General features: G+C 64.2%; 19 protein-coding genes. 10 read left to right on the top strand and 9 right to left on the bottom strand.

Translation table 11 applies throughout. From position 1 onward, the window contains the following. The first annotated feature begins 19 nt into the window (after window positions 1-19). Both ACN9M3_RS12095 and ACN9M3_RS12090 read left to right on the top strand, forming a co-directional pair. Window positions 20-1072 (top strand): OmpA family protein, encoded by a 1053-nt coding sequence (locus tag ACN9M3_RS12095; protein WP_426171008.1) that lies wholly within the window; start codon window positions 20-22, stop codon window positions 1070-1072. 94 nt (window positions 1073-1166) lie between these two features. Continuing rightward, window positions 1167-2069 carry a YihY/virulence factor BrkB family protein gene (locus ACN9M3_RS12090; RefSeq protein WP_426171007.1) on the top strand — a complete coding sequence of 301 codons (903 nt, stop codon included), beginning with the start codon at window positions 1167-1169 and terminating at the stop codon, window positions 2067-2069. Window positions 2070-2085: 16 nt separating this feature from the next. Here the strand turns inward: ACN9M3_RS12090 and ACN9M3_RS12085 are convergent, their stop codons facing one another. Next, the gene (locus ACN9M3_RS12085) at window positions 2086-3156 is read right to left on the bottom strand and encodes an AI-2E family transporter (protein WP_426171005.1); all 1071 of its coding nucleotides are present in this window, start codon (window positions 3154-3156) and stop codon (window positions 2086-2088) included. A gap of 18 nt (window positions 3157-3174) precedes the next feature. Beyond that, window positions 3175-3486, bottom strand: coding sequence for a BON domain-containing protein (locus tag ACN9M3_RS12080; RefSeq protein ID WP_426171004.1), 312 nt, complete (start codon window positions 3484-3486; stop codon window positions 3175-3177). 156 nt (window positions 3487-3642) lie between these two features. Here ACN9M3_RS12080 and ACN9M3_RS12075 point away from each other — a divergent pair, with 156 nt between their 5' ends. The 4 genes from ACN9M3_RS12075 (at window position 3643) to ACN9M3_RS12060 (ending at window position 5308) form a co-directional block, all read left to right on the top strand. Further along, window positions 3643-4092, top strand: coding sequence for a glycine zipper 2TM domain-containing protein (locus tag ACN9M3_RS12075; protein ID WP_426171002.1), 450 nt, complete (start codon window positions 3643-3645; stop codon window positions 4090-4092). 11 nt (window positions 4093-4103) lie between these two features. Beyond that, a complete protein-coding gene (locus tag ACN9M3_RS12070) occupies window positions 4104-4256 on the top strand; it encodes a DUF3309 domain-containing protein (RefSeq protein ID WP_082507486.1) in 153 nt (50 codons plus the stop codon). Window positions 4257-4270: 14 nt separating this feature from the next. Continuing rightward, the gene (locus ACN9M3_RS12065; RefSeq protein ID WP_426171001.1) at window positions 4271-4618 is read left to right on the top strand and encodes a hypothetical protein; all 348 of its coding nucleotides are present in this window, start codon (window positions 4271-4273) and stop codon (window positions 4616-4618) included. A 78-nt stretch (window positions 4619-4696) separates the two neighbouring features. Next, on the top strand, window positions 4697-5308 hold the full coding sequence (locus ACN9M3_RS12060) for a Crp/Fnr family transcriptional regulator (protein WP_426322672.1): 612 nt from the start codon (window positions 4697-4699) through the stop codon (window positions 5306-5308). Here ACN9M3_RS12060 and ACN9M3_RS12055 read toward each other — a convergent pair. Genes ACN9M3_RS12055 through ACN9M3_RS12030 form a run of 6 tightly spaced genes read right to left on the bottom strand, consistent with a single transcriptional unit; the run spans window position 5305 to window position 8212 of the window. Continuing rightward, a complete protein-coding gene (locus ACN9M3_RS12055) occupies window positions 5305-5664 on the bottom strand; it encodes a hypothetical protein (RefSeq protein WP_426170997.1) in 360 nt (119 codons plus the stop codon). The genes ACN9M3_RS12060 and ACN9M3_RS12055 overlap by 4 nt on opposite strands. 10 nt (window positions 5665-5674) lie before the next feature. Further along, on the bottom strand, window positions 5675-6061 hold the full coding sequence (locus tag ACN9M3_RS12050) for a phage holin family protein (protein ID WP_426170995.1): 387 nt from the start codon (window positions 6059-6061) through the stop codon (window positions 5675-5677). A gap of 3 nt (window positions 6062-6064) precedes the next feature. Continuing rightward, the gene (locus ACN9M3_RS12045) at window positions 6065-6367 is read right to left on the bottom strand and encodes a DUF883 family protein (protein ID WP_426170993.1); all 303 of its coding nucleotides are present in this window, start codon (window positions 6365-6367) and stop codon (window positions 6065-6067) included. Window positions 6368-6393: 26 nt separating this feature from the next. Next, a complete protein-coding gene (locus ACN9M3_RS12040; protein ID WP_426170991.1) occupies window positions 6394-6900 on the bottom strand; it encodes a ferritin-like domain-containing protein in 507 nt (168 codons plus the stop codon). Between the two features lie 12 nt (window positions 6901-6912). Then, complete coding sequence (locus ACN9M3_RS12035; RefSeq protein ID WP_426170989.1) at window positions 6913-7806, bottom strand: OmpA family protein; 894 nt, start codon at window positions 7804-7806, stop codon at window positions 6913-6915. 13 nt (window positions 7807-7819) lie between these two features. Next, window positions 7820-8212 (bottom strand): DUF4398 domain-containing protein, encoded by a 393-nt coding sequence (locus ACN9M3_RS12030; protein WP_426170988.1) that lies wholly within the window; start codon window positions 8210-8212, stop codon window positions 7820-7822. Window positions 8213-8322: 110 nt separating this feature from the next. Between ACN9M3_RS12030 and ACN9M3_RS12025 the strand changes: the two genes are divergently transcribed. Both ACN9M3_RS12025 and ACN9M3_RS12020 read left to right on the top strand, forming a co-directional pair. Then, the gene (locus tag ACN9M3_RS12025) at window positions 8323-10338 is read left to right on the top strand and encodes an AsmA family protein (protein WP_426170987.1); all 2016 of its coding nucleotides are present in this window, start codon (window positions 8323-8325) and stop codon (window positions 10336-10338) included. Between the two features lie 89 nt (window positions 10339-10427). After that, on the top strand, window positions 10428-10649 hold the full coding sequence (locus ACN9M3_RS12020) for a glycine zipper 2TM domain-containing protein (protein WP_426170985.1): 222 nt from the start codon (window positions 10428-10430) through the stop codon (window positions 10647-10649). Here ACN9M3_RS12020 and ACN9M3_RS12015 read toward each other — a convergent pair. Then, window positions 10646-11365, bottom strand: coding sequence for a Crp/Fnr family transcriptional regulator (locus tag ACN9M3_RS12015; protein WP_426322667.1), 720 nt, complete (start codon window positions 11363-11365; stop codon window positions 10646-10648). The genes ACN9M3_RS12020 and ACN9M3_RS12015 overlap by 4 nt on opposite strands. A gap of 128 nt (window positions 11366-11493) precedes the next feature. Here ACN9M3_RS12015 and ACN9M3_RS12010 point away from each other — a divergent pair, with 128 nt between their 5' ends. Further along, window positions 11494-12201: a glycine zipper 2TM domain-containing protein gene (locus tag ACN9M3_RS12010; protein ID WP_426322665.1), complete on the top strand. Its 708-nt coding sequence runs from the start codon at window positions 11494-11496 to the stop codon at window positions 12199-12201. A gap of 79 nt (window positions 12202-12280) precedes the next feature. After that, window positions 12281-12427 (top strand): lmo0937 family membrane protein, encoded by a 147-nt coding sequence (locus ACN9M3_RS12005; protein ID WP_139232699.1) that lies wholly within the window; start codon window positions 12281-12283, stop codon window positions 12425-12427. Window positions 12428-12519 lie beyond the last annotated feature (92 nt).

Genomic DNA, 12519 nt, shown 5'->3' with positions numbered 1-12519 from the left:
AAACAACGGGAGTTTTCTAGTGAATAAGATTAAGAATATCGCCATCGCCGCTGCGATGTTGTCGGCTTCGTTCGCCGCTTCGGCGCAGGACACCCTGCTCAACCAGAACTGGTACGTCGGCGCTGGCGCTGGCGCGTTCCGCCCTGACGGCGACTGGGGCATCGACAAATACGACGGTGCCTACGGCCTGAAACTGGGTAAAGCCCTGAATGAACAGTGGGACCTGCAATTCAACGCCACCCACGCTGCCACCAAGAAGTTCGGCTCCCGCTACGGCCAGAAGACCCTGGGCGTTGACGGCCTGTACATGCTGACCCGTAAGACGGTGCGTCCATTCCTGCTGGTTGGTGCCGGCATGGAACGCGATGTGTTCACCGCAGCGAACAGCGTTGCTGAGCCAAAGCGCAATTCCCCATTCGTCTCCGTTGGCGTAGGTCTGCAGTCGAACATCACCGACCGCCTGTTCCTGCAAGCTGACCTGCGCAATGTGCACGGCTTCATCCGCGGCAACGAGTTCGACAACTCGAAATCGAACAACAAATACCTGATGTTCTCGCTGAACTACCTGCTGGGCCCAGCGCCACAGCCAGCGCCACCGCCTGCACCGGTGGCGCCAGTCGTGGCGCCTGAGCCAACCCCGGCGCCAGTTGCCGCTCCAGTGGCGCCTCCGCCACCAGCACCGAAGTTCGAAAAAGTCACCATGTCCGCCAACGAACTGTTCGCCTTCGACAGCGCCAACCTGGCGCCGGAACAGCCTAAGCTGGACGACATGGCCAAGCTGCTGAACGAAGACAAGTCGGTCAACAACGTGGTCATCACCGGCCACACCGACCGCCTGGGTTCGGACAAGTACAACCAGAAGCTGTCCGAGCGTCGTGCCGAAGCCGTCAAGACCTACCTGGTCAGCAAGGGTGTTGATGCATCCCGCCTGACCGCGCAAGGCAAGGGCAAGTCCCAGCCAGTGGTACAGTGCAACGACAAGAAGATGAAGCGCGCCGACCTGATCAAGTGCCTGGAACCAAACCGTCGCGTTGAAATCGACAATGTGACCGCGGAACGCCGTGTGAAGTAATCACTGCCAACGCGGTATGGAAGGGGCCTGCGGGCCCCTTTTTTTGTGCCCCGGCGCACCGTCAGCCTGGCCGCGCCGGACGTACACTCGGCTCATGGGCTGGAGACGCTTTCCCCACATCGCCAAGAAGCTGCCTGCCGTTGGCTGGTGCGCCATCACCGAATGGCTCGAGCACCGCGCCAGCAGCAAAGGGGCCGCGCTCGCCTTCTACACCCTGTTTTCGCTGGCGCCGATCCTGGTGCTGGTGATCGCGATAGCCGGCCTGTTCTACGGCAAGGAGGCGGCCCAGGGGGAACTGTTCTTCCAGCTGCGCGGCCTGGTTGGCAGCCAGGGCGCGGAAGCGATCCAGCTGATCCTCTCTGGCGCCAGCAATGAAACACAAGGCATGATCGCCACCCTGGTGGCCGGCGCCCTGCTGCTGTTTGGCGCCACCAGCGTGTTCACCGAACTGAAAGGCAGCCTCGACGAAATCTGGCAATTGCCACCTGCGCAAGGCGGCGGCATCTGGGATACCGTACGCACGCGCCTGCTATCCTTCGGCATGGTGCTGGTGCTCGGCTTCCTGCTGCTGGTTTCGCTGGTGGTCAGCGCCGCCCTCGCCCTCGTCGAAAAGAAAATGGGCGCTTACTGGCAGGATGCCGCATTGCTGCTGACCATCCTCAACCACGTCATCAGTTTCTTCGTGATTTCCGCCCTGTTTGCCGTGATCTACAAGATGCTGCCGCGCGTCAGGCTGTCATGGCGCGACGTGGTGATTGGCGCCTTCGGCACCGCGGCCCTGTTCACCTTGGGCAAATACGGCATCGGCGTCTACATCGGCAACAGCGGCGTGACCGACAGCTTCGGCGCCGCCGGCTCCCTGATCGCGGTCCTGCTGTGGGTCTATTACTCGGCCCAGGTGTTCTTCCTCGGCGCCGAATTTGCGCGCCAGTATGCGCTCCAGCTGGGCAGCCTGCGCCACCGGCACGGCAGCCCCCGAATGGATACGCTCAGATAGCGGCAGCATTCCCCGCCTACTCGCCCAGCAGCTCGGCGACCACTTCCATGCCCTCGACCTTCTCGGCCACGACCTTGACGATCACCACCACCGGCACGCCGAGCAGCAAGCCCCACACGCCCCACAGCCAGCCCCAGAACAGCAGGCTGACGAACACCGCGGCGGCATTCATGCGCGCGATGCGCCCGGTCATCCAGGTGGCAATGACGGTGCCGACCAGGGTCGCGATGGCGATCGAGGCCAGCGCCACCAGCGCCACCATCTGCAGCGATTCCGATTGCAGGTAAGAGGCGACGCTGAGCGCACAGACAATCAGCAGCGGGCCGAAATAAGGCATCAGGTGCAGCAGCCCCGCCACGATGGCCCAGGCGCCGGCGTTTTCCACCCCGATGAAATGCAGGGCCAGCCACATCAGCAGCGCCAGCAGCACATTGGTCACCAGCAGCATGAACATATAGCCCTGGATCGAACTGTTGATCTCGTCGAGGATCTGCAGCGTGACCTTCTTGCGCGTCAGCGAAGGCCCGGCCAGCTTGACCAGCTTGCGCTTGAAGGTGTCGCCGGACAGCAGCAGGAAGAACACCAGGAACACCACCATGGTGGCCTGGCTCAGGAAAGACAGCAGGCCGCGCGAACCGGCCCAGACCCAGTCGATCACCTTGATATGCCCGCCATCCTGCGTGACCACGGCGATCGCTTTGCGCGGCGGCGTGGCAGGCTTGCCAGCGGTCGCCTGCTCGATCTGGGTGGCGACATCCTGGATGCGCTTGAGCGTGCTGTCCTTGCCGCTGGTGGTCGAGGCCACCAGGCGCGACAGTTTGCGCCCCGCATCGGGCAGTTCTTCGATGATGTTGGAAAATTCGACGTGCACTTTCTCCGCCGTCACCGCACCGCCCCCCAGGATGGCGCAAGTGACAAGCGTCGTGCCCAGCGCACGCCGTACGCGCACGCGTTCCAGCCAGGCCACCAGCGGGTTCAGCGTGTAGGCCAGCAGGATGCCAAGCAGCAGGGGCACGAGGAAACCCCGGCCCCACTGCAAGGCGTACAGGAAGGCGACGGTGGCAAGGATGGTCTGCGCCAGGCGCATGAGCCATGCCACCCGCGTTTATTTGACGCGGATGTCGTTCTTGACTTCCTTGACACCTTTCACGCCGCGGGCAATTTCGCCGGCGCGGGTGATGTCGGCAGGCTGGGCCACGAAGCCGCTCAGCTGCACGGTGCCTTTGAAGGTCTCGACATTGATTTCAGTCGACTTCAGCGATGGCTCGTTGAAGATGCTGGCCTTGACCTTGGTGGTCAGGGCGGCGTCGTCGATATATTCGCCGGCGCTTTCCTTGGTGGGGGTCGAGGCGCAGCCAGCCAGGCCGAGGGTTGAGGCAATGAACACGGCAGTAGCGAATTTCTGGGTGAATTTCATGACGCTTCTCCTTTGTGAGGTGGGTGTTCCGGGCACTAGTGTCCAGCTAACAAGCCCCTTTTTCTGTTCGCTGGCGAACATTGTGCGGAATCGCACAGACGAGCAAGGGCGGGCGGCCATAAGCTGCGCCTAATCCCACCCACAGGAGGAGACGTTATGAAACCGACTGTATCCCTTGCAGCGATGATGGTGGCGGTGGCCGCTTTGTCGGCCGGCTGCGCCAGCAACTCATCCTATCCCCAGGCAACCGATTATTCCTCGCAGGCCGATGTCTCGACGTATGGCACGGTCGATTCGATCCGCGTGGTGCGCGTTGACCCGGCCACCAGCGGAGCCGGCGCAGTCGCCGGCGGCTTGCTGGGTGCCCTGGCCGGCAGCCAGATCGGCTCCGGTTCCGGCCGTACCGCGGCAACCGCTGCCGGTGCGATTGGCGGCGCCGTGATCGGCAACCGCGTTGAAGAGAGCCGCAACATGCCGCGCGATGTGTACCAGATCAGCGTGCGCCTGGATAACGGCGACTACCGTACCGTCAACCAGGACAGCGCCTACGACCTGCGGGTCGGCACGCGCGTGCGCGTGGTCGATGGCCGGGTTTACCGCTATTAAAGGAGGTTGCCATGGCCACCATCCTGCTGATCGTGCTGGTCCTGCTTGTCATCGGCGCCCTGCCAACCTGGCCGCATAGCCGCAACTGGGGTTATGCCCCGAGCGGCGTTGCCGGCCTGATTGTTGTCGTCTTGCTCATCCTGCTGCTGACCGGCAGGCTGTAGCGAAGGAGCCCATCATGAAAATGCTGATTGGCGCTGCCGCCCTGGCCCTGTGCGGGTTGGCCAGCGCCCAGGTCACGCCGCCGGAAGTTGCAAGGCAGCAACAGCAAGAACTGAAGCGCGGCGACCCGCCGCGCTGGACCAGGCCGGACCGCACCGAAGCGGCCCAGCTTGCTACGCTGCGCAAGGAAATCAACGCAGCCCTGCGTGAAGCCCTGGAAGCCTGCAAGCAGCAAGGGGCCGGCGCCAACAGCGACTGCGTGAAAGAAGCGCGCAGCATTGCCCAGTCGGACATGGCCAACGCGCGCCAGATCCACCTGGCCACGCGCGACATGTCGCGTACCTTTGAAACCAGTGGCAAATAAGCAAGCGTACAACCGCCAGTTATGGCCGCATCATAAAAAGTCATCCTGGCCTGGCAGCAGGTCGGGTATGATGCGAGCATGCCACATGCATACCAATTACAAAGAGAGCAACACCGGGCTACCACCGTCCAGCGCTTGGGCATTGGCATTGAGCTCTACGACCGCTACACCGAGCTGAGCGCCCCGCACGTGACTGCGGTACACGTGCGCAAGGGCACCATGCTGCAGGAGGCCGGCACGCGCGCCACCCATTACTACTGGATTTCCAGCGGGGTGGCGCGGCGCGGCCATATCTCGGTGGCCGGCGAAGACCTGACCCTGGGCTTCATCACCGAAGGTGAAAACACCGGTTCGCACAGCGATATGATGGGCGGCCTGCAGGGCGAGCCGGCGCGCGAATTCTTCGTCGCCGAGACGGCCGTCGAGGCCTGGCGCATCGACTGGATGGCCATGCAGCGCCACAGGGCCGAGCATGGCTTTGTGAATGAGTACTACCTGAAGATCATCGAATGCAGCATCCGCCGTTATGCGGCCAACCTGCAGATCCGCAGCCACAATACGGCGGAAGCGCGGCTGGCAGCGTTCCGCAGCCAGTTCCCCGGCCTGGAACAACGCATCACCCAGCGCGCGCTGGCCTCCTACCTCGGCATTACGACGCAGTACATGTCGCGCCTGCGCAAGACCCTTTAAGCATCGGGCTTGCGCCGCATCAGCCACCAGGCGCCGACTGCCGCCAGCACCCCGGCCGCCGCGGCCGGCTTCCACAAGCGCTTGCGGGCAATCCACGAACCCAGTGTCACCGCATACGGCAGCACGGTCTTGAAGCTGATGCCGGACAAGCCGCCGCCCTGCCCGATGAAGCTGCCAAGGCGTGACTGCAGCGTGCCGATGGCCTGGTCCACCGCCCCATGCAGCAGCGCTTGCGGCTGCAGGGCGTTGATCACTTCATGCTTGGAGCGCAGCGTGCCGAGGCGGTACAACTCGCCTTCCCGCACCAGCCTTTCCTTGGCTACGGCAAGCGCCTGTAATTCCTGTCTGGACGCCATGGTCTCCCTTTCAAAGCAGCATGTCGCGGTCGGACTTGAGTTCCGCCATCGTCGCCGACAAGCCCAGTTTGCCTTGCCGCACCAGGCTGCGCCCCCACAGCACCAGGCCGATCGCCACTACCGCAAAGGCAATCGCCAGCACCAGCAGGATCTTCCAGCCCATCGCTTCCCAACACAGGTAGATCAGGGTCGCCGTGCCGAACGCGATGGCGAACCAGGCAGCCAGCAGGGCCACGGCAAACACGATGGACAATTGCAGCAGGGTGTCGCGCACCTCGGTCAGCTCAAGGGCTGCCAGTTCCAGGCGCGACAGTAAAAGATGCAGGCTGTTTTTGGCAAGCCCGGCCAGTGAGGCGATCAGGCCGGGCGGTGGTGGTACCTGGTTCTCGGCGGACATCGCTTATTTGCGGCCGAGGATAACGCCTACCAGCAGACCCACGCCGGCTGCCACGGCGATGGAACGCCATGGATTTTCCTTGACGTAGGCATCGGTCGAAGCAGCGGCATGCTTGGCGCCGGCAATCGCGCTGGCCTGGGCTTCATGGGCCTTGGCCAGTGCGCTATCGAGCGCTTTCATGCCGCGGCCACGCAATTCATCCGCTTTTTCGCCAGTGAGCGCGGTGGCGGCCGTGAACAGGGCTTGCGCATCCTTGACCAGCGTTTTCACATCGTTATTGACGGTACTGATGTTCTGTTCCAGCATGATAGGACTCCTCTTTCGTAAGTGATTTACGCCAATAGGTCTCGCATATCGTCGGCGTGTTCTTCCTCCACCGCCATGATTTGCGTCAAGAGTTGCTTGGTCGTCGGGTCGCTGTCGCCAATCAGTTCGATCATCTGGCGATAGCTCTCGATGGCCACCCGTTCTGCCACCAGGTTGGCCCGCACCATCGCTTGCACCTCCCTTGAGTCATCATACTCGGCATGGCTCCTGTCGAGCAACGTTGCTGGATTGAAATCGGGTTCGCCATTGAGCTGGACGATGCGCTCGGCCAGCCAGTCGGCATGCTGCTGCTCCTGCGTCGCATGCTCCAGGAACTCGGCCTTGATCGAGGCGTTCGACAGGCCGGTCACCATGTAGTAGTGGCGCTTGTAGCGGTGGATGCAGACCAGTTCGGTGGCCAGCGCTTCGTTCAGCATTTGCAGCACCATCGCGCGGTTGCCCTTGTAGCCTTCGGTCACCGGACCGTCGGCCATATTGCGGGCTGCCGCGCGGATCGCATTTTTATCGATCATGGAAACTCCTCGTCAGCGGCGATAGGTCACCGGGCGGCCCGCTTCGGACAGCACGATTTCCACCCGCCGGTTCATCTGGCGCTCGCCAGCCGTGGCATTGCCGGCCACTGGATACGCTTCGCCATAGCCGCGCGTCTCGATGCGCGAGCGCTCGATGCCCATCTGGCCCAGTGCGCTGCGCACCGCTTCGGCGCGGCGCTGCGACAGCTGCAGGTTGTAGGCATCGCTGCCGGTGCTGTCGGTAAAGCCTTCGATCAGCACGGTGCGGTCGGGATTGTCGCGCAGCACATCGGCCAGGCGCTGGGCGGTCGCCATGCCTTGCGAGGTCAGCACGGCCTGGTCGACGTTGAACAGCACGTCGCCGAAGGTGATCACGATGCCGCGCTCGGTCTGCTTGGCCTGCAAGTCGGCCAGCTGCGCCGCCAGGGCGGCAGCGCGGGCTTGTGCGTCGCTTTTCGCCGCTTCGGCGCTGGCGGCCTGGTTCTGCGCATTTTCGGCCTCCATGCGGGCCTGGTCGGCACGGCGCTTGGCCGCCTCGGCTTCCGCCGTGCGCGCTTGCAGGCGCACCTGGTCGCGCTGCGAGGCGGCGTCCTTCAACTGGTCTTCGGCGGACTTGGCACGCGCGATTTCCTCGGCGCTGGCGGTCTTCTGCTTGGCGATGTAGGCCAGCTTGTCGATCGTTTGCAGGCTTTCATTGCGCGCCGCCGCTGTATTGGCCTGGTCCATGGCACGGGTGGCGGCAGCCAGTTCGGCGCTGGCGTATTTGGCGACCATCGGGTTGCCCTGCGCCTGCGCGTAATTGGCGCGCGCGGTTTCCAGTTCGCCGGTGGTGGTCGGGGTGGTGCTGCAGGCTGCCAGGGCCAGGGCGGCGGCCAGGGCAACAGGTTTCAGGAATGGCTTGAACATGATGGCCCCTTTCTCAGCGAGTCATGGTGCTGTTGGCGCGATCGAGTTCTTCGCGCAGCACACGGATATCGTCTTGCAGCTTGTTGGCGGCCTCGGTGGCCTTGGCACTGCTGGCCTTGCTTTGCGCCAGCTTGGCGTCGGCTTGCGCCTGCTGTGCCAGGTCCTGGGCGGTGCGGTAATCCTTGGCTGCCAGCGCCTGGTTGGCGCGCAGCATCTTGTCGCGCGCTGCCGCCATTTCGGCCGGAGCCAGTTCCGGTGCGCCAGTCGAGGCAGCGGCTTCCACCGCCGTACGCGACGATGCTACTTCGGCCGTGGCCGGGGTCTTCATGCTGCTGCAACCTGCCAACGCAATCACGCATGCTGCGCAGGCGGTAGTCAACAGCGGTAGGCGATTCAGCGAATCCATTGTTGTTCTCCTCAAAGCGATTGGGGTATGCCAGTTATATAAGCTGTCCCCGATGGGTTCAGTACGGTGCCGCACATTGAAGTCGGGCTGCCCGGGTGTAAGCTGGCGCCATGGCACACACAATTTCTCGCCGCGCAAAGATTAGCCTGGCTGTGCTGGGCTTCCTGCTGGCCATTCCGGCGGTGGCCCTGGTGATCGTGTTGAACTACGACTGGAACCGCGCCCGCCCCTGGCTGGGCGCGCGCGCCACCGAGGCACTGCAAAGGCCGGTGGAACTGCGCGGCAACTTGTCGCTGACCTGGCAAAAGCAGGCGCTGCCGCCGCAGGCGCGCAGTTGGCGCGACCATATTCCCTGGCCCCATCTGGTCGCGCAAGACGTGCACGTCGGTAACCCGGCCGGCCTGCCGGCAGGCGACACCGCGGCAGCCCGGAGCCTGGCGTTCTCGCTGAGTCCATTTGCCCTGCTGGGCCGCAAGATCGCCATCCCGGAACTGCGTTTCGACCAGCCGCAGCTCGACCTGCTGCGCCAGGCCGACGGCAGGAACAACTGGACCCTGCCCAAGCGCCCGCCGTCCGAGTGGCGCATGGAACTGGAGCGCGTGGTCTTCACGCGCGGCACCATCAAGCTGGACGATGCCCAGCAACAGATCGCGGCCACCGCCCACGTCGACACGCTCGACAACGATCCTCGCTACGGCGTGCAATGGACCCTGGCCGGCAAATGGAACAAGCAGGACATCAGCGGCAAGGGCAAGACCGGCGCCGTGCTGGCCTTGCGCGACACCGGCCTGCCCTTCCCGATCCAGGCCGATGCCAAGATCGGCCTGGTCAGCGTGGCTGCCGAAGGCACGCTGACCAATCCGGCCCAGCTCGCTGCCATCGACCTGCAGCTCAAGGTCGCCGGCGCTTCGGCCGCACGCCTGTATGCACTGACCGGGCTGCTGCTGCCGGAAACCCCGCCCTTCAGTACCGCCGGGCGCCTGAGCGGCCACCTGGCCGAGGGCGCCAGCCAGTGGACCTACGAAAAATTCACCGGCCGCGTCGGCGACAGCGATATCGCCGGCACCTTGTCCTACCAGCAGCGCCAGCCGCGCGGCTTGCTGACCGGCTCAGTGCACTCGCGCCTGCTGCAGTTCGCCGACCTGGGGCCGCTGATCGGCGCCGACTCCAATGCCAAGAAAGAAGAACGCGGCGTGGCGGCAGTGCAGCCGGCCGGCAAGCTGCTGCCGGTGGAGACCTTCAAGACTGAACGCTGGACGGCGCTCGATGCCGACGTCGGCTTCCGCGCCGAGCGCATCGTGCGCACCAAGGAACTGCCGCTCAGCAAACTGGAAACGGCGTTCCACCTGAAAGACGGCGTGCTGCGCCTGACCCCGCTCAACTTTGATTTCGCCGGCGGCCGCGTCGCCTCGAAGGCAACGCTGGACGGCAGCAGCGGCGAAGCTGTCGCCGCCACGCTCGACGCCACGGCCCGCCATATCAAGCTCAGGCAACTGCTGCCCAAGCTGCCCGAACTCAAGCAGGCCACCATCGGCGAAATCAATGCCGACGCCAAGCTGACTGCGAAAGGCAACTCGGTGGCCACCCTGCTGGCGCATTCCAATGGCGAACTGAAAACCCTGGTCAACGACGGCACCGTCAGCAAGCTGCTGCTGGAGCAGATGGGCCTGAACATCGGCAACATCGTGCTGACCAAGCTGTTTGGCGACAAGCCGGTGCACCTGAACTGCCTGGCCGGCGACTTCGGCGTGCGCGACGGCCTGGCGCAGACGCGCTATTTCATCGCCGATACCGACGATGCCACGGTGCGCATCAACGGCGCAGTCAACCTGGCCAGCGAGAAAATCGACCTCACCATGAAACCGGAAAGCAAGGGCTTGCGCATTATTTCGCTGCGCGCCCCAATCTATGTGCGCGGCTCGCTCAAGCAACCCGACGTCGACATCGACAAGGGCGTGATCGCCATGCGGGCCGGCGGCGCACTGGCGCTGGGCGCGCTGGCCGCACCGGCGGCCCTGGTGCCCCTGATCAGCGCGGGCGGCGAAGGCGACAACCAATGCGCCAGCCTGCTGGCCGCCGCGCGCGAAAAGCCGAAGGCGCCGCCGCCGGGCAAGACGCAAAGGTAACAAACCGTTACACCGTGAAATAGCGAACAGATCACATCTGCCCTCCCCCGTAAGCTGGAGCCAGCATTCCACGTTACGGAGGAAACATCATGAATACCAAACAGATCGCAGCCCGCCTCGCCATCGCTACCGCCATGCTGGGCCTGGGCGCATGCTCCTCGATGTCGCAACAGGATAAGAACACGGCCATTGGCGCCGGTGTCGGCGCGGTCGCCGGTTCCGTGCTGACGGGCGGCTCCACCACCGGTACGGTGGGCGGCGCCGTGGTCGGCGGCGTGATCGGTAACCAGGTCGACAAACCTCGCCGCTAAGACGGCGTGCGGACCTGCTGGTAGCAATGGCAGGACACCGCTTCCAGGCCAGCCGGGTCCAGTATTTCGATATTGCCCCGGCTGTAGCTGATCAAGCCCTGCCCCTGCAAGGCGCTGGCCGCCTTGGTCACGCCAACGCGGCGCACGCCGAGCGCGTGGGCCAGGAATTCGTGGGTCATGTGGAAGCGGTCCGATTGCAGGCGGTCGCGCGTGACCAGCAGCGAGCGCGCCAAGCGCGCCTCCAGCACATGGAAGCGGCTGCAGACCGCGATCTGGATCGCTTGCGCCAGCAGGGTGTCGGTATAGCGGTGCAGCAGGCGCTGCAGCGATTCCATTTCCGCAAACTCGGCGATGAAATCTTCCGCCTCCATGCGCAGCGCATGGCCGCTGCGCTGGACCACGGCACGCACCTGGGCGAAACGCTGGCCCAGCGCTACCGAAGCGCCGACCATGCCTTCGCGGCCGGCCGAGCCAACTTCCAGCGTCATGCGGCCTTCCGCCACGGCCAGCAGCGAGACCAGGGTATCGAGCGGGAAAAAGATGTAGTCGATGGGCTGGCCGGCTTCGAACAGGATATCGCCGGCCGCGAGGTCCACCAGTTCGCACAGGCCCTCGAGGTGCTCGAGGTCGTCTTCCGGCAGGGTTGCCAGCAGGCGGTTGCCAATACGGGGTGGTGGCGATTCACTGCTTGGAACGGTATGAAGATTCAGGGTCATTGCCGTCAGCCTGGTGGAGTTTAGGCGGAGCGTATCGGCAATTAAAAAGACTGTATGTACGCTGACGCACGGAAGCAGGCCAGCCCGGCCGCCAGAATGCGTCTATCCAATAGGAAAGGAATTACGGCATGCAACGAGAAACCAAAATCATGAGCTACACCACCCACCCGATGCTGCTGATTGCAGCCATTGCCGTGGTGCTGTTTTGCGGCGTCGGCATCGCTGCGGTCATGGGTTGGCTGCCGCAATCAGGGGCGAAGATGGGGCCGCCGGTTGCCGAAGCGCCGGTACAGGTCGATACGCGCGACGCCGGCCCGCCGCCGCCGCCGGCCGGCTATGCGCCGGTCAATCGCGTGGCCGACACCTCCGGCTATTCCGGTAGCGGTGGCGGCGCAGGCGGCGGCAGTTATGGCGCCGGCAACGATGGCGGCGGCAGGGCGGCCCCGGCAGAAGCGTCTCCACCGCAGCCCGCCGCAGCGCACATGGCGGCGCCGGCGCCCGCCGTCTGCCATAGCTGCGGCGTAGTGGAAGCAGTGCATGCCGTCACCCAGCGCGGCCAGGGCAGCGGCCTGGGCGCGGCGGGCGGCGCGATTGTCGGCGGCCTGCTGGGCAACCAGATCGGCGGCGGCTCGGGCCGCAAGCTGGCCACCGTGGCCGGTGCGGTCGGCGGCGCCGTGGTCGGCAACCAGGTGGAAGACAATATGAAGTCGACCACCACCTACCAGGTGCGCGTGCGCATGGATGACGGCAAGGTGCGCACCGTCAGCAGCAGCTCGGCCAACTGGCAGGCTGGCGACCATGTAAAAGTCGTCAAGGGACGCCTGCAACGACGCTGATAGTTCGACAACGTACAGATGACGCGGTCGGACGCAGCAATAATGCATCCAGGATTACGGATTATGAGAGGAAAACATCATGCTCTATACGATCGCTGTCGTACTTATCATCTTGTGGCTGCTCGGCCTGGTGACCTCCTACACTGTGGGCGGCTTCATCCATATTTTGCTGGTGGTGGCAGTCATCATGATCCTGCTGCGCCTGATCAGTGGGCGCGGCATTTAGTTAAGCCGGCCAAGCCGGCGTACACTAGCGGGGCGGGAACTGCGGCGCAGGACCCGTCCCGCTTTTTTTCGAGCATATTTAACGAAGGAGAA

Origin of the sequence: Pseudoduganella sp. R-43 (assembly GCF_049913255.1) — a bacterium.
In the GTDB taxonomy this organism is placed as follows: Bacteria; Pseudomonadota; Gammaproteobacteria; order Burkholderiales; family Burkholderiaceae_D; genus Rugamonas.
Note: the sequence above shows the minus strand (reverse complement) of the source record. Positions and strands in the feature narration are given on the sequence as shown.

Bases quoted from the DNA above. Each gene is read 5' to 3' on its own strand.
- ACN9M3_RS12045 (WP_426170993.1), bottom strand. From the start codon at position 6,367: ATGCTGGAACAGAACATCAGTACCGTCAATAACGATGTGAAAACGCTG.
- ACN9M3_RS12030 (WP_426170988.1), bottom strand. From the start codon at position 8,212: ATGGATTCGCTGAATCGCCTACCGCTGTTGACTACCGCCTGCGCAGCA.
- ACN9M3_RS12070 (WP_082507486.1), top strand. From the start codon at position 4,104: ATGGCCACCATCCTGCTGATCGTGCTGGTCCTGCTTGTCATCGGCGCC.
- ACN9M3_RS12055 (WP_426170997.1), bottom strand. From the start codon at position 5,664: ATGGCGTCCAGACAGGAATTACAGGCGCTTGCCGTAGCCAAGGAAAGG.
- ACN9M3_RS12050 (WP_426170995.1), bottom strand. From the start codon at position 6,061: ATGTCCGCCGAGAACCAGGTACCACCACCGCCCGGCCTGATCGCCTCA.
- ACN9M3_RS12075 (WP_426171002.1), top strand. From the start codon at position 3,643: ATGAAACCGACTGTATCCCTTGCAGCGATGATGGTGGCGGTGGCCGCT.
- ACN9M3_RS12065 (WP_426171001.1), top strand. From the start codon at position 4,271: ATGAAAATGCTGATTGGCGCTGCCGCCCTGGCCCTGTGCGGGTTGGCC.
- ACN9M3_RS12005 (WP_139232699.1), top strand. From the start codon at position 12,281: ATGCTCTATACGATCGCTGTCGTACTTATCATCTTGTGGCTGCTCGGC.
- ACN9M3_RS12015 (WP_426322667.1), bottom strand. From the start codon at position 11,365: ATGACCCTGAATCTTCATACCGTTCCAAGCAGTGAATCGCCACCACCC.
- ACN9M3_RS12085 (WP_426171005.1), bottom strand. From the start codon at position 3,156: ATGCGCCTGGCGCAGACCATCCTTGCCACCGTCGCCTTCCTGTACGCC.
- ACN9M3_RS12060 (WP_426322672.1), top strand. From the start codon at position 4,697: ATGCCACATGCATACCAATTACAAAGAGAGCAACACCGGGCTACCACC.
- ACN9M3_RS12025 (WP_426170987.1), top strand. From the start codon at position 8,323: ATGGCACACACAATTTCTCGCCGCGCAAAGATTAGCCTGGCTGTGCTG.
- ACN9M3_RS12010 (WP_426322665.1), top strand. From the start codon at position 11,494: ATGCAACGAGAAACCAAAATCATGAGCTACACCACCCACCCGATGCTG.
- ACN9M3_RS12020 (WP_426170985.1), top strand. From the start codon at position 10,428: ATGAATACCAAACAGATCGCAGCCCGCCTCGCCATCGCTACCGCCATG.
- ACN9M3_RS12090 (WP_426171007.1), top strand. From the start codon at position 1,167: ATGGGCTGGAGACGCTTTCCCCACATCGCCAAGAAGCTGCCTGCCGTT.
- ACN9M3_RS12035 (WP_426170989.1), bottom strand. From the start codon at position 7,806: ATGTTCAAGCCATTCCTGAAACCTGTTGCCCTGGCCGCCGCCCTGGCC.
- ACN9M3_RS12080 (WP_426171004.1), bottom strand. From the start codon at position 3,486: ATGAAATTCACCCAGAAATTCGCTACTGCCGTGTTCATTGCCTCAACC.
- ACN9M3_RS12040 (WP_426170991.1), bottom strand. From the start codon at position 6,900: ATGATCGATAAAAATGCGATCCGCGCGGCAGCCCGCAATATGGCCGAC.